The sequence below is a fragment of the Pseudoalteromonas sp. PAST1 genome (assembly GCF_021532515.1).
GTDB classification, from domain to species: Bacteria; Pseudomonadota; Gammaproteobacteria; order Enterobacterales; family Alteromonadaceae; genus Pseudoalteromonas; species Pseudoalteromonas simplex.
Genome location: NZ_JAKGBH010000010.1, coordinates 95,774 through 109,350, shown reverse-complemented (window position 1 = coordinate 109,350; position 13,577 = coordinate 95,774). Strand labels below are relative to the sequence as shown.

The window sequence follows — 13,577 nt, the reverse complement described above, 5'->3', positions numbered from 1 at the left end:
TAGCTACTCATTTATAAAGCTTTTTATTGGCGCAATTTTTGCATTTTAATTTTCATTATTAACTATTGTGTCAAAAAGCTGATGGATACTAATCATCTCGACAAGCAAAACTTTTTTGATTTAGGCAACTTAGACTCGTTACGTCAAAGTGCTCTAAAAAGTGATGCCTCTAGCGATGCGTCAAAAGAGGCGCTGAAAAAAGCGGCGGCACAATTTGAATCTATCTTCACTCAAATGCTGCTGAAAAGCATGCGTAAAGCAAATGAAGCGTTTGAAGATAAAGATAGCCCATTTAATTCAAGCGGCGTTAAGTTTTTTGAAGAGATGCATGACCAACAGTTATCGGTTGAGCTTTCATCAAACGGCTCGCTGGGTCTAGCTGACTTAATTGTTCAACAACTCTCGCCAGATGGTAAACAGTTTACTCCAGGTTCTGTGCTTAGAACGACGGCTGAGTTCGACAGTGATAAGCGCGCAACCGGTGCAACGAGCGACAGTCACAAGATTAAAGCTGAGCCAAAAGCTGTTGCAGATACAGCTGCGAACGAGCAAACAGAAAACCGCTTTGAAGATGCAGAGTCTTTCATTAGCTCTGTTTGGGAACATGCAAAAAATGCGGCTGAAAAAATTGGTTTAAACCCTGCTGTAATGGTTGCTCAAGCGGCGCTTGAGACTGGGTGGGGTAAACACATCATCAGTAAAGCTGATGGCACCAGTAGTAACAACTTATTCAACATTAAATCGGATAGGAGCTGGCAAGGCGATAAAGCAAGCAAAGTCACGCTTGAATTTGAACAAGGCGTGCCAGTTAAAAAGCAAGCAAGTTTTCGCTCTTATCAATCGATTAAAGACAGTGTTAATGATTTTGTGGATTTCTTAAATGAAAATCCACGTTATCAAGAAGCACTTAATAATACCGCAGAGCCTGCAGCCTTTTTAGATTCGTTACAAAAAGCAGGCTATGCAACTGATCCAAATTATGCCGATAAAATTAAGCAGGTATTGAAGCGCGTTGAGCTTCAAAGCGTCGCTGCTTCATTGGTACGTTAAGGAGTAGACCCTCATGTCATTTAGCTTATATGACATAGCAAATGCCGGTGTAAGAGCTAACTCTGAGCTTTTACAAACCACCAGTAAAAACATCGCCAACGTTAATACCGAGGGCTATGTGCGTGAGCGTACTGAGTTCACAACCATGATCGATAATCAAGTGGGTCGTGGTGAAACGTATCGCTTACTGAATGAATTTGCACAAAAGCAATTAAATAGAGATACCTCTAATAAGGCATTCTTTGATCAGTTTGTAACTGAAGCAAGCCGTGTCGATAGCTTGTTTTCTGAAGAGTCAAACAGCTTATCAACCAGTATCAACTCGTTTTTTAACAACGTACAAGAAAGCTTAAATCAACCGTCGTCAACAGTAGCTCGTTCACTGGTCATGACGGATGCACAAAACTTAATTGATCAAATGGACAGATTGTCGAGCATTGTGGTTGACCAAAAAGCCGTGGTAAATGAGCAGCTAGAAATCTTCTCTGATGAAGCAAATAACTTAATTCAAAGCATCAGCGAACTAAATACCAAGATTGCATCTGTTCATGGCACTGAACGTGAGTCATCGTCGAGTGGTATGTATAACGAACGTGATAAAGCAATTCGTGACTTATCTGAGCTGATTGATATTGAAACACTCGATGGCAACAACGGCGAAAAACAAGTTTATTTAGGCTCAGGTCAAGCACTTGTCATGCAAAGCGGCACATTTAACCTGTTTTCATTCAGTGGCGACCCTGATCCGAACTTTAAAGAATTAAAACTTGACGTAAACGGTGGCAAAGCCGTGCCGCTTGATGTTGATGTAAGTAAATTGAAAGGCAAAATTGGTGGCTTACTGGCGTTTCGTGACGATATTTTAGTGCCAGCGCAAAATCAACTTGGTCAAATGGGCTTAGCGTTAGCCGATGCCTTTAACCAACAAAATAGCTTAGGTATGGACGCCAATGGTGAAATTGGTGGTGATATCTTTGCTATTCCAACGGTAGATGCGTTTGGCTATCAAGCTAATACGGGCACATCAACGATGACGGCAACGGTTGAGCCGGGACTCGGCAGTGAATTGCCTGCTAGTGACTTTGTTGTAACTTATACGAGTGCTTCAACAGTTGAAATCCAGCCTATTGATAATAAAGGTGAGCCGCTAGGTAGTCCTGCTACAGCAAATATCGTGGGGGGGGTCATTGATTCTTCAACAATTACACCTGCAGGAAGTGACTCATTTGGTTTACAACTCAACGTATCGGGTGCTGCGAATACGGGTGACCAATTTATGGTGAAGCTAAATTCACAAGCTGCAACGACCCTCGAGCTTGCAACTGAACGCCCTGAAGATTTAGCGTTAGCATCACCTATTCGAACTGCTACTGATATTAATAACACCAGTGATGCAAGTATTTCTGCTGGTACAGTTTCAGATATTGATAACTCAACGGGTATTACCGTGGGGCCACCTCCAAGCTTGGCGAATGGCGATATCACACTCGTGAAAACGGCGAATGCTAACGAATATCAAATTACGGACGGGAACGGTACATCGACGTTTACCATTACACCACCTGCTGAAAATATTCTTGCCCAAGCTGGCGCGCCTTATGATACCTATGGGTTTGACTTTAACATTGAAGGATCACCTGCAACAGGTGACACCTTCACAGTAGAGTTTAACACTGGTGGTTTTGATGATAACCGTAATGGCTTGCAATTGGCTGATTTACAAAATGGTGAACTAGTACGTCAAAATGTTGTTGCTAGTAGTACTGCTGATAATCATCAAACATTTAATCAGGCGTACACAGGTTTAGTATCAGATATTGGTGTAGTTACTTCGCAGGCACAAACAAGTCAACAGGCGTTTAGCGCATTAGCAGAGCAGTCAGAAGCTTGGTATGAGTCACTATCAGGTGTAAACCTTGATGAAGAAGCGGCTAACCTTTTACGCTTTCAGCAATCGTATGCGGCATCAGCGCAAGTGCTTGCCACTGCTCGTTCAATATTCGACACCTTACTTAATTCGGCGAGGTAATTATGCGTTTATCAAATAATTTAATGTATCAAAGTAGCGTTAATAAAATTCTTGAAGGTCAGCAAGGTGTTGCTAACGCACAAGAGCGTGTAACAACAGGTAAAAAGTATTTATCGACTTCTGAAAGTCCGTCGGCTTATTCACAAGCCGCCTTATATACAAATAAAATTCAAACAAACGAGCAGTATACTAAAAATATTAATCAGTTGAATGGGCGGTTAGAAACAGAAGAAAGTATCTTACAAAGTATCAACACCACCATTCAAGCCGCTCAGGAGCTGGCGATTAGAGCAGGTAGTGGTGCCATGAGTAATGATGATTTAAAATCTATTGCGAGTGAATTAAGCGAGCTGCAAAAAAGCCTAGTGAGCTTGATGAATAGTCAGTCAGAAGACGGTAAATATATCTTTTCTGGCTATCAAGATACAACTCAAACCTATAGCTTTAACTCAAATACAGGTCAATACGATTATCAAGGTGACCAAGGCCAGCATTCAGTAACTATTGCACAAGGGGTGAATGTTAAATCGAGCGATAATGGTTTTAGTGCTTTTGAAAATGTAAATGCGCGTTTAAATGTTGTTGATAACGAAGGCACTATAACGGGGAGTATCACTGCACAAAGTACTGTGTATGTAAAAAACCAAGCTGATTTTGATAAGTTCCACAAAGCAAATTTTGATTTAGATCCTACAGCGACTGCTGCAGATAACTCTTTTCAAGTTGAGCTTGTCGCCGGCGTTAACCCGGGTGATCCTGATACCTATGTTATTAATGATGGTTACGGTAACCCCGTTACACCGGCTGTCACTGGTGAATTTATAGGGGAGCCTATTGAATATGCAGGCATGGAGTTTAAGCTTGAAGGCAAAGCTCCAGGGACATTCGAGTTCGAATTAGAGGCCCCACACAAAGAAAATGTACTCAATACTATGCAAAACTTAATCACCAGTTTAAATAGCAGTTTAGCAGGTGATGAGCTTAATGATGCACTGGCAGACGGCTTAGACCAATTACAAAGCGCCAGCGAACAAGTGGTATTTACACAAGCAAGCCTAGGTGCTCGAATGAATTTGGTTGAAAGTGTCACAGATTCAAATAGCGCGATAGATATTAATAATAAATCGAGCAAATCAAATTTGGTTGAAGTTGATATGGCTGAAGCAATTAGTGACTTAACAAGACATGAAACCGCATTACAGGCTTCGCAAGCAACTTTTGGTCGTTTAGCAAACTTAACGCTTTTTGATTATTTATAATTAAACTCATACGGTAAAAGTTTGCCTTTCTATCAGGCCAGTGGCAAAAAATTGTCACTGGCCTTTTTATTTCTTATATTTACAAAATAGAATATTAAAAACTTATTTAAAAACAACATTTTAATTTCTCTCTTTGAGCTGGCACATTTCCTGCTTTCAAGTTTTGCAAAGCGCGTGGTTCCTCACAAGTTCATTGGACCACAGCCTAATTAAAACTAGGAGATGGTAAAATGGCATTAACAGTCAATACTAATGTGTCGTCACTTAACGCACAACGAAACTTAACTAAATCGAGCGATGGTCTTGCAACCTCAATGGAACGTTTAGCATCGGGTATGCGTATTAATAGCGCAAAAGATGATGCGGCAGGCTTACAAATTTCAAACCGTTTAACCTCACAAATAAATGGTTTAGCAGTCGCGCAGCGTAACGCCAATGATGGTATTTCAATGGCACAAACCGCAGAAGGTGCCCTTGCTGAATCGACCAATATATTACAGCGTATGCGTGAGCTTGCGCTGCAATCTGCAAATGGTTCTAATTCTGCTGAAGATCGTGAGTCATTGCAAAAAGAAGTTGCTGCATTACAAACCGAATTAACCCGTATTGCTGATACCACTTCTTTTGGAGGACAAAACCTTTTAGACGGTACATATGGAACAAAAGCATTTCAAGTAGGTGCAAACGCAAATGAAACAATTGACCTGACTCTTAATGCTTTCGGTGCTGATAAGATTGGAAGTGATAAGTATGATACTACCGGTAGTATAACAGGTGGAATTGTAACGGGTGCTACAAATGGTGTGTCAGCTGTTGTAGCAGGTGATGGTTTTAAAATATCTTCTAACGGCGGGAATGCAACAGCTGCAATTACTTACTCTGCTGACGCAACGAGTAAAGACATTGCAACAGCAATAAATACAGCTACTTCTGATAATAGTGTTGGCGTTAAAGCTGAAGTTAAAAATGAAGTTACTTTAAGTAGTTTTAGTGCAAACTCTTCAGGGGAAGACGTAACACTAACCCTTAATGGTCAGGCTATTAATGTGACTGATTTTAACGCTAAAGATTTAACTGAACTAGCTAGTGCAATCAATAGTAATAACAATACGGGTGTAACTGCTGAGTTGGATTTGGACGACCCATCTAAATTGAAGCTTGTCGGTGATGATGATATTTCTTTACAATTCACTGAGCCTACGAACTCTACAGCAGTAACAATGCAAATCCAAAGTAATGATGGTACGACACAAACGACAGCAGTTGCTGATAGTTATATAGCAGTCGGTGATGTTGAACTAACTAGCTCAGAAGGCTTTCAATTTGAGGCAGCGAGTACTGAGGTTTTTGGTTCTGCAACTGCCTCATCAGATTTAGATAGTGTCGAGCAAGTAAATATATCAACACAAGATGGCTCACAAGACGCTTTAAATGTTATTGATGCTGCTATCGCCGCAATCGATGAACAACGCGCTGATTTGGGGGCAATACAAAACCGTTTTGGTCATACGATTAGCAATCTTGCGAATATCCATGAAAATGTATCAGCGTCACGTAGCCGTATTCAAGATACAGACTTTGCAACAGAAACTGCGCACATGACGAAAAACCAAATCTTGCAACAAGCGGGTACATCAATCTTGTCGCAAGCAAACCAGATACCGCAAGCGGCAATTAGCTTGTTAGGTGGTTAATTAAAGTTATAGCTTTATATATGAAAAGCGCATAGGTTGCGCTTTTTTGTTGCGTAACATTAAAATAGCTGGGCGGTAATTTGGTCAGTGTTCTTTTATCGCTAATTTCTTATTTTTCATTGAAGTTTACAGCGCCTCTTAACTTCTTTGTAACTAATTCACCTAAAACCTTTTCACACAGAGAGAAAAAATGAGAAATAAATGAGGGGGAGATAAGACGTAAGAGGAAAAAGTAGAATTTTTTTAAAATAAAAAAACAAGTAAAATCAGTTTTTTAATCTGGGAAGCTCAAATAAAATCCATTTTTTTAAAAAAAAGTCTAAAGATAAATCTACATCTGCCGTTAACTTAAACAGTACGGAGCTTGAACATACAATTGTGAAAGTTCTTGGTTAAATCAAAACAGATATATTACGAAAGTAATCAGGAGTTTTATCATGGCTTTAACAGTAAATACAAATGTATCTTCATTAAATGCTCAGCGTAACCTGTCTCGTTCAGGTGAAGGTCTAGCAACGTCAATGGAACGCTTAGCGTCAGGTATGCGTATCAATAGCGCAAAAGATGATGCAGCAGGCTTACAAATTTCAAACCGTTTAACCTCTCAGGTCAATGGCCTGGCTGTGGCACAACGTAATGCCAACGATGGTATTTCAATGGCGCAAACAGCTGAAGGTGCTATGAATGAATCAACCAATATCCTTCAGCGTATGCGTGAGCTTGCTCTACAATCAGCAAATGGTTCAAACTCAGCTAGTGATAGAGAGTCATTACAAAAAGAAGTTACGGCTTTAAAGACTGAGTTAACACGAATTGCGGAGACTACTTCATTCGGTGGACAGCAATTACTGGACGGTACATTTGGTACAAAATCTTTCCAAGTAGGTGCGAACGCAAACGAAACAATTGATTTTAAACTTGATAATATCTCTGCAGATCAAATCGGAAGTGATAAGTATGATACTACCGGTAGTATAACAGGTGGAATTGTAACGGGTGCTACAAATGGTGTGTCAGATGTTGTAGCAGGTGATGGTTTTAAAATATCTTCTAACGGCGGGAATGCAACAGCTGCAATTACTTACTCTGCTGACGCAACGAGTAAAGACATTGCAACAGCAATAAATACAGCTACTTCTGATAATAGTGTTGGCGTTAAAGCTGAAGTTAAAAATGAAGTTACTTTAAGTAGTTTTAGTGCAAACTCTTCAGGGGAAGACGTAACACTAACCCTTAATGGTCAGGCTATTAATGTGACTGATTTTAACGCTAAAGATTTAACTGAACTAGCTAGTGCAATCAATAGTAATAACAATACGGGTGTAACTGCTGAGTTGGATTTGGACGACCCATCTAAATTGAAGCTTGTCGGTGATGATGATATTTCTTTACAATTCACTGAGCCTACGAACTCTACAGCAGTAACAATGCAAATCCAAAGTAATGATGGTACGACACAAACGACAGCAGTTGCTGATAGTTATATAGCAGTCGGTGATGTTGAATTAACTAGCTCAGAAGGCTTTCAATTTGAGGCAGCGAGCACTGAAGTTTTTGGTTCTGCAGCTGCAACCTCTACCTTATCGAGTATTGATGGCTTAGATATTACAAGCCAATCAGGATCTCAAGATGCTCTAGGCGTTATAGATGCGGCTATAGCGTCAATAGATGAACAGCGAGCAGATTTAGGTGCGATTCAAAATCGTTTTGGTCATACAATCAGTAATCTTGCAAATATTCAAGAAAATGTATCTGCATCACGTAGCCGTATTCAAGATACTGATTTTGCAGCAGAAACTGCGCAAATGACGAAGAACCAAATCTTACAACAAGCGGGTACGTCAATCTTGTCGCAAGCGAACCAATTACCACAAGCAGCGCTTAGCTTAATTGGTTAATAGTGTGATTAGTTACAACAACTAATGGTTAAGTCAGCATTAGTTAACTAAAATAAAAAGGAGATTGGCTTAGCTAATCTCCTTTTGTTTTATTAGCCATAGGGTAAAATGTTTAAGGAGGCGTTATGAGTGCAATAACCCAAAGCCCTGATTTTGCAGTGGCTCCGCAAAAAGCTGACGATAAGTTAGCTGCGAGTCCACAACTGATAGCAACGGCGGTTGATGAATCAAATAAAACAGAAAATACACTTCAACAACAAACACAGCAAAATTATCAACAAGTGCAACAAAGCGGTGAAAAAGATGAATTGGGCCGCGAGCAGCTTGAGAAAATGGCGCAACAATTGCAGGACTTCATGGGCGAAATGAATCGCAGTTTGCAGTTTCAAGTTGATGAAGAGTCGGGCCGTGATGTTATTAGAGTGGTTGATAAAAACAGTGGTGAGTTAATTAAGCAATACCCATCTGAAGAAGTGTTAAGCCTAGTGGCTAAGCTATCGGAAACCGCGGGTTTTTTAATTGATCAAAAAGCTTAGCTTTTTACTACTTTGATTTAAATAGGTAATTAAGAGGATGTGTTATGGCTATTTCATTTAATGGTTTAGGTTCAGGTTTAGCAGTATCAGATATTGTTGATGCGTTAGTTAATGCTGAGCGCACCCCTTTTACTTCACGTTTAAATAATAAAGAAGCAACCCTAACAACGGATATTTCAGCAGCAGGTGCACTAAAATCAGCGCTTGAAAAACTGCAAACCTCGATGGAGGCACTAGGCGAAGTTGATAACTACCAAAAGCGCAGTATTTCTGGCAGTGATGATTTTGTAACTCTAAGCTCTGACAAAGATGCGGAGCCTGGTGGTTATAATGTAAAGGTAAACAACCTTGCGACAGAACATAAATTGATGTCAAGTGCATTTGCAGAAGATGCCGCAGTAGGTGAAGGTACGTTAACTATAGCGTCCGGTGAGAATAGTTTTGATATTGACGTGTCAGATACTGCAACTTTGTCTGAAATTCGTGATGCGATTAACGACAATAAAGATAACGACAGTGTAACAGCGACGATTATCACCGACGATAATGGCCAGCATTTAGTTTTATCAGCAAAAAACAGTGGTGTTGAAAACGCAATAAAAGTTACAGCAACTGATGCTGATGGTAATAATACTGACGCGGCAGGTTTATCGGCTCTAGCCTATGACACCGGTTCAGGGGTTACAAATATTAACGAGGTGATTGCTGCAACAGACGCTTCAATTACCATAGATGGTAATTTAACAGTTACAAGCAGTGATAACGAGTTTGCAAATGTTATTGATGGTGTAACGATCACAGCTAAAAAAGCCCATGGCACTGATGACGACGATAGCACCCTTAAAATTACAGAAAATAATAATAATATTAAAGCCGGTTTAAATAGCTTTATAGAAAGCTATAACGAATTACTTGAGCTTAGCAATAACTTGGGTAAATCAGGCGAAGATGGCGCTGGTGTGATGGCCGGTGACTCTATGCTTCGTGGGGTGATGTCTAAACTTCGTCAGCAACTAACCAGTGAAGTTAGCTTGAGTGATGGCAGTAGTTTGTCGTTATCTAAGCTTGGGGTTGAAGCAGACCGTTACGGCAAATTAAGCTTAGATACTGAACGCCTAAACGAACAAGTAGAAGCCGATGTAGACTTAGTTCAAGAGTTCTTTTTGGGTGAGGGCGATGAGGGCGGCTTTGCGCAATCTTTTGATGAGCTAATGAGTTTTTATACTGATTCAGATGGTATTGTTCAAAACAGAATCGACAGTAAACAGACCCAGTTAGATGGTTTAGATGATGAGCGCATTGATTTTGCAAGAAAAATGGAGTCGTTAGAGTCTCGTTTATATGCACAGTACAATAGCATGGATTTACTTGTAGCCCAGATGAACTCAACCAGTAGCTATGTGCAAGCGCAGCTTGATAATATGCCAGGGGTTGTTAAAAATAGTGACTAATTAGTCTATTTATTTCATTGTTTGAGCGCCAGATAAACAGGCGCTTTTTTTTGCCTAAATTTTAGTCGCTACTTTATGTTGCGCAATGTATATAGATTACAGCTATATAAGTAAGCTAAATATATAAAATAAGTGCCTGAAAGCAACAAAACGCTAATCAGCGTTTTGTTGCTTTATATTTAGAAATAGCTTTGTGTGATTTTCGCTGGTTGATCAGCTCCACCTGAGTTTTGTCTCTGGCGTTTTTCAGCTTAGCTGTAGCGGTTAAAATTTTGGCTTGTATAGCTAATAACTCTTTTTCTTGAGGTGGTGTTTCACTCTCACACCAATGCTTCAACTCTTGGTCAATAGCTATTAACGTTTGGCTTGCCAGCCCAATCTCTGTTTTATCTATGTGCTCTGATAATGTAATGAGTAATGCATCTAGAGCGATATAATTCGGCATTATTGCTCAGCTTTAGGTATGCGCTCTTCAAGCGGAATAGAATCCCACCCTTCTTTTATTTCTTTAACGATACGAATAACATCATCTACTGCTGCAATGTCGTTGTTTACATTTGCTTCAGTTAACCTGCGTTGGCAAAAATCGTACAGTGATAGTAAGTTGCTTGAGATATCCCCGCCATGCTCAAAATTTAGTGCATCTTGTAGCGCACCAAATAATAAAATGCAGCTAGAAATATTTTCACCTTTTTTTTCAAATTCTTTACGCTCAATAAAGCCTTTAGTCGCTGCTAAACGTCCGATAATGTTGCTGAAAATCAAATTGATCTGCTCATAAGGAGACATTTCATTAATGTTGCTAACGCTAACTTGACTGTACTTTTTTATCGATATGTGTGCCATGAGAAAATCCTATATTAAAAACACCGATTCATAAAAATAAATAAGCAATATTAATGCCATTGATGTTACTTTTTTTGAGCATTTCTATAGAGATTATAGCAACGAGTATAGAATATTTTAAATTCAAACAGGCTAAATTTGTAAGTTAATTCTTTAGTATTAAATTTTAGTGCTAAGTGACTATTTTTTGGCGTAGATGTCAATAAATTGCCGCTTAGCGCTTGCATCCCTCCTAAACTCGCTTACAATTTAGAAATTAACTAACCTCGTGGTAACTGTGGTTCGCCAATAATGATCTTAATTTTAGACAATAATAATAATCGTGCGATAGGTTTACATGCAGCACTTACCTTCATTGGTGAAACTGCACAATTAGTTGATGAGACTTCATTACAGTCTTTTTGCGAAAAACATCAACAGCAAGAATGTATGGTCATTCTTGGTGCTTTACAGCAGCTAAATCACGAGGCTGTGATCAAACAGTTTCCTGCCATTCCGTTTTTATTAATTGGTGAAACACTCAAACCGCTGCTAAGTATTGCTAATGTAGTAGGTTTAATTTGTGAGCCATTTAATCATGATGTAACTACTCAGCTATTGCATGATTGTCAGCAATATCAGCGCATGCTACCGGGTGACCATAAACAAGCGAAATCTAACAAATCATTTGATGGTTTAGTCGGTGAAACAGAAGCTGTAAAAGATGTGCGCTTTTTAATTGAGCAAGTAGCAAAAACCGATGCAAATGTACTGATCTTAGGTGAGTCAGGCACAGGTAAAGAAGTTGTTGCACGTAACGTTCATTTACTCTCTAAACGCAATACCGGGCCATTTGTGCCGGTAAACTGTGGTGCTATCCCTGGTGAATTACTTGAGAGTGAGCTATTTGGCCATGAAAAGGGCGCGTTTACGGGCGCTATTTCTGCGCGAAAGGGGCGTTTTGAACTAGCACAAGGCGGTACACTGTTTCTAGATGAAATTGGTGATATGCCTTTGCAAATGCAGGTTAAACTACTGCGTGTGTTGCAAGAACGTAGCTATGAGCGAGTAGGGGGTACTAAGCCTATTCAAGCTGATGTACGCATTATTGCTGCGACTCACCGCAACCTTGAAGAAATGATTGAAAAGGGCGACTTCCGTGAAGACCTTTTTTATCGCTTAAACGTGTTTCCAATTGAAAATCCTTCGCTTAGTGAGCGTGCTGACGACATTCCTCTGCTTTTAAAAGAGTTGATGCGTCGTGTGAACGAGCAAAGTGGCACAACGGCCAAATTCACTGAGCGTGCGATTCAAAGCTTAAAAGAGCATGCGTGGCCGGGAAATATTCGTGAGCTTGCTAACTTAGTTGAGCGCATGGTGATCATGTTTCCAGATAAAGTGGTTGATGTGCCAGATCTTCCAGCTAAATATCGTTATATTGAAGTTGAGGCTTATGAGCCTGAGTACCCAGAAGAGTTGATGGAGCGAGATGCTTTCAACGATATTTTCAGTACTGGTTTTAGTGATTATGATGAAGAAGAACCTGATGTACCAGCAACAACGGCTGACTCAGGTTTATTACCAGATGAAGGAATTGAGCTCAAAGAGTATCTTGCTGAGCTAGAAATTAGCTTAATCAGCCAAGCATTAGAGCGCTATGATTACGTTGTTGCACGTGCAGCAGAAATTTTAGGTGTTAGGCGCACCACACTGGTCGAAAAAATGAAGAAATACAACCTAACGCGTGACTAATAGTTAAGAGCAGGTTTTAGGCAAAAATTAACTAAGTACTATGGTTATTACGCCTATAGAATGGGCTGTGTCTTTATTTATAGGCGCTAAACTTACGGGCGCGCTCACCGTCTTTCATTCGGGGTCTGCTGTTGTAATAAATCACTAAAAGCTTTTTGCACAAAGAGAAAATAATGAGGAACAAATGAGAAACCAAGCCCTTTTTTAATTTTTAAAGCGCAATATTCCTTTAACTTCTTTGTGAATCATGCTCTTAATTACTTTTACTACCAAGGTAATCGAGGTGTTGCGCGCTACACCTAGTAGCCTAGAGCCTAAAATTTAACATCTTTATTTTTACCTCATAAGCGCAGCGTCTCTTAGCCTCTTTGTGAATAAGTACTTAATTAGCTTTTTACCACCGGAGGCTGCTTGCAGCACCGAGAAGATAGAAGCCAAGCTTAGCCCCTATCACCTAATAACTATCAATAATCTCTTGTTTTCTAAAACAATCATTACTGTGGTCGTTAACCATGCCACAGGCTTGCATATGCGCATACACAGTGGTTGGCCCTAAAAACTTAAAGCCGCGCTTTTTTAAATCTTTGGCGAATGCTGTAGAGGCTTCAGTAATAGCCGGGTAATCCTCTAATTTATCAAGATTGTTTACCAATGGTTTGCCACCAACAAACTGCCATTGGTAATTTGAGAAACTGCCAAACTCTTTTTGAATCTCAATAAAACGTTGCGCGTTATTGATAGTGGCGGCGATTTTAGCGCGATTACGAATAATACCTTCAAACTGCATTAACTTTTCGACGTCGTCTTCGGTCATTTTGGCAACCTCTTCGACAACAAAGTTTTTGAAGGCACTGCGATAGCCATCACGCTTTTTAAGTATGGTATACCAACTCAGTCCCGCTTGTGCTGACTCTAAGGTTATAAATTCAAATAAGCGGTGATCATCATATAATGGCACCCCCCATTCTTGGTCATGATAGGCCACATAATCTTCTTTGCTGGTATCGAGCCATGGGCAACGACAATGGTGTTCTTTTTGCATTATTCCCTCGCGGTTGTCATTTTTTTGTCAGTGATGTTTTG

General features: G+C 39.9%; 11 protein-coding genes. 8 read left to right on the top strand and 3 right to left on the bottom strand.

Features of this window, described 5'->3' with window-relative positions:
- The first annotated feature begins 81 nt into the window (after nucleotides 1–81).
- The 7 genes from flgJ to fliD all read left to right on the top strand — a co-directional run bounded on the left by flgJ (nucleotide 82) and on the right by fliD (nucleotide 9,917).
- Entirely contained in the window at nucleotides 82–1,050 is a 969-nt protein-coding gene (gene flgJ, locus L1272_RS07170; RefSeq protein WP_209326979.1) for a flagellar assembly peptidoglycan hydrolase FlgJ, read from the top strand.
- Nucleotides 1,051–1,063: 13 nt separating this feature from the next.
- A complete protein-coding gene (gene flgK, locus L1272_RS07165; RefSeq protein WP_235373073.1) occupies nucleotides 1,064–3,079 on the top strand; it encodes a flagellar hook-associated protein FlgK in 2,016 nt (671 codons plus the stop codon).
- 2 nt (nucleotides 3,080–3,081) lie between these two features.
- Nucleotides 3,082–4,338 (top strand): flagellar hook-associated protein FlgL, encoded by a 1,257-nt coding sequence (flgL, locus tag L1272_RS07160; protein WP_235373072.1) that lies wholly within the window; start codon nucleotides 3,082–3,084, stop codon nucleotides 4,336–4,338.
- Nucleotides 4,339–4,568: 230 nt separating this feature from the next.
- A complete protein-coding gene (locus L1272_RS07155; protein WP_235373071.1) occupies nucleotides 4,569–6,032 on the top strand; it encodes a flagellin in 1,464 nt (487 codons plus the stop codon).
- Between the two features lie 437 nt (nucleotides 6,033–6,469).
- A complete protein-coding gene (locus L1272_RS07150; protein ID WP_235373070.1) occupies nucleotides 6,470–7,930 on the top strand; it encodes a flagellin in 1,461 nt (486 codons plus the stop codon).
- A gap of 125 nt (nucleotides 7,931–8,055) precedes the next feature.
- Nucleotides 8,056–8,466, top strand: coding sequence for a flagellar protein FlaG (locus tag L1272_RS07145; protein WP_235373069.1), 411 nt, complete (start codon nucleotides 8,056–8,058; stop codon nucleotides 8,464–8,466).
- 44 nt (nucleotides 8,467–8,510) lie between these two features.
- The gene (fliD, locus tag L1272_RS07140) at nucleotides 8,511–9,917 is read left to right on the top strand and encodes a flagellar filament capping protein FliD (RefSeq protein ID WP_235373068.1); all 1,407 of its coding nucleotides are present in this window, start codon (nucleotides 8,511–8,513) and stop codon (nucleotides 9,915–9,917) included.
- Nucleotides 9,918–10,074: 157 nt separating this feature from the next.
- On the opposite strand, the gene L1272_RS07135 is transcribed toward fliD, so the two are convergent.
- Nucleotides 10,075–10,362 (bottom strand): hypothetical protein, encoded by a 288-nt coding sequence (locus L1272_RS07135; protein ID WP_235373067.1) that lies wholly within the window; start codon nucleotides 10,360–10,362, stop codon nucleotides 10,075–10,077.
- The gene (gene fliS / locus L1272_RS07130) at nucleotides 10,362–10,763 is read right to left on the bottom strand and encodes a flagellar export chaperone FliS (protein ID WP_235373066.1); all 402 of its coding nucleotides are present in this window, start codon (nucleotides 10,761–10,763) and stop codon (nucleotides 10,362–10,364) included. The genes L1272_RS07135 and fliS overlap by 1 nt, the downstream gene beginning before the upstream one ends.
- A gap of 291 nt (nucleotides 10,764–11,054) precedes the next feature.
- On the opposite strand from fliS, the gene L1272_RS07125 reads away from it, so the two are divergent.
- Nucleotides 11,055–12,494 (top strand): sigma-54 dependent transcriptional regulator, encoded by a 1,440-nt coding sequence (locus L1272_RS07125; RefSeq protein ID WP_235373065.1) that lies wholly within the window; start codon nucleotides 11,055–11,057, stop codon nucleotides 12,492–12,494.
- A gap of 454 nt (nucleotides 12,495–12,948) precedes the next feature.
- On the opposite strand, the gene L1272_RS07120 is transcribed toward L1272_RS07125, so the two are convergent.
- On the bottom strand, nucleotides 12,949–13,536 hold the full coding sequence (locus L1272_RS07120; RefSeq protein WP_235373064.1) for a DNA-3-methyladenine glycosylase I: 588 nt from the start codon (nucleotides 13,534–13,536) through the stop codon (nucleotides 12,949–12,951).
- Nucleotides 13,537–13,577: the final 41 nt, after the last annotated feature.

Excerpts from the sequence above, each read along its gene's own strand:
- flgJ (WP_209326979.1), top strand. The coding sequence starts at position 82 with ATGGATACTAATCATCTCGACAAGCAAAACTTTTTTGATTTAGGCAAC.
- flgK (WP_235373073.1), top strand. The coding sequence starts at position 1,064 with ATGTCATTTAGCTTATATGACATAGCAAATGCCGGTGTAAGAGCTAAC.
- flgL (WP_235373072.1), top strand. The coding sequence starts at position 3,082 with ATGCGTTTATCAAATAATTTAATGTATCAAAGTAGCGTTAATAAAATT.
- L1272_RS07155 (WP_235373071.1), top strand. The coding sequence starts at position 4,569 with ATGGCATTAACAGTCAATACTAATGTGTCGTCACTTAACGCACAACGA.
- L1272_RS07150 (WP_235373070.1), top strand. The coding sequence starts at position 6,470 with ATGGCTTTAACAGTAAATACAAATGTATCTTCATTAAATGCTCAGCGT.
- L1272_RS07145 (WP_235373069.1), top strand. The coding sequence starts at position 8,056 with ATGAGTGCAATAACCCAAAGCCCTGATTTTGCAGTGGCTCCGCAAAAA.
- fliD (WP_235373068.1), top strand. The coding sequence starts at position 8,511 with ATGGCTATTTCATTTAATGGTTTAGGTTCAGGTTTAGCAGTATCAGAT.
- L1272_RS07135 (WP_235373067.1), bottom strand. The coding sequence starts at position 10,362 with ATGCCGAATTATATCGCTCTAGATGCATTACTCATTACATTATCAGAG.
- fliS (WP_235373066.1), bottom strand. The coding sequence starts at position 10,763 with ATGGCACACATATCGATAAAAAAGTACAGTCAAGTTAGCGTTAGCAAC.
- L1272_RS07125 (WP_235373065.1), top strand. The coding sequence starts at position 11,055 with ATGATCTTAATTTTAGACAATAATAATAATCGTGCGATAGGTTTACAT.
- L1272_RS07120 (WP_235373064.1), bottom strand. The coding sequence starts at position 13,536 with ATGCAAAAAGAACACCATTGTCGTTGCCCATGGCTCGATACCAGCAAA.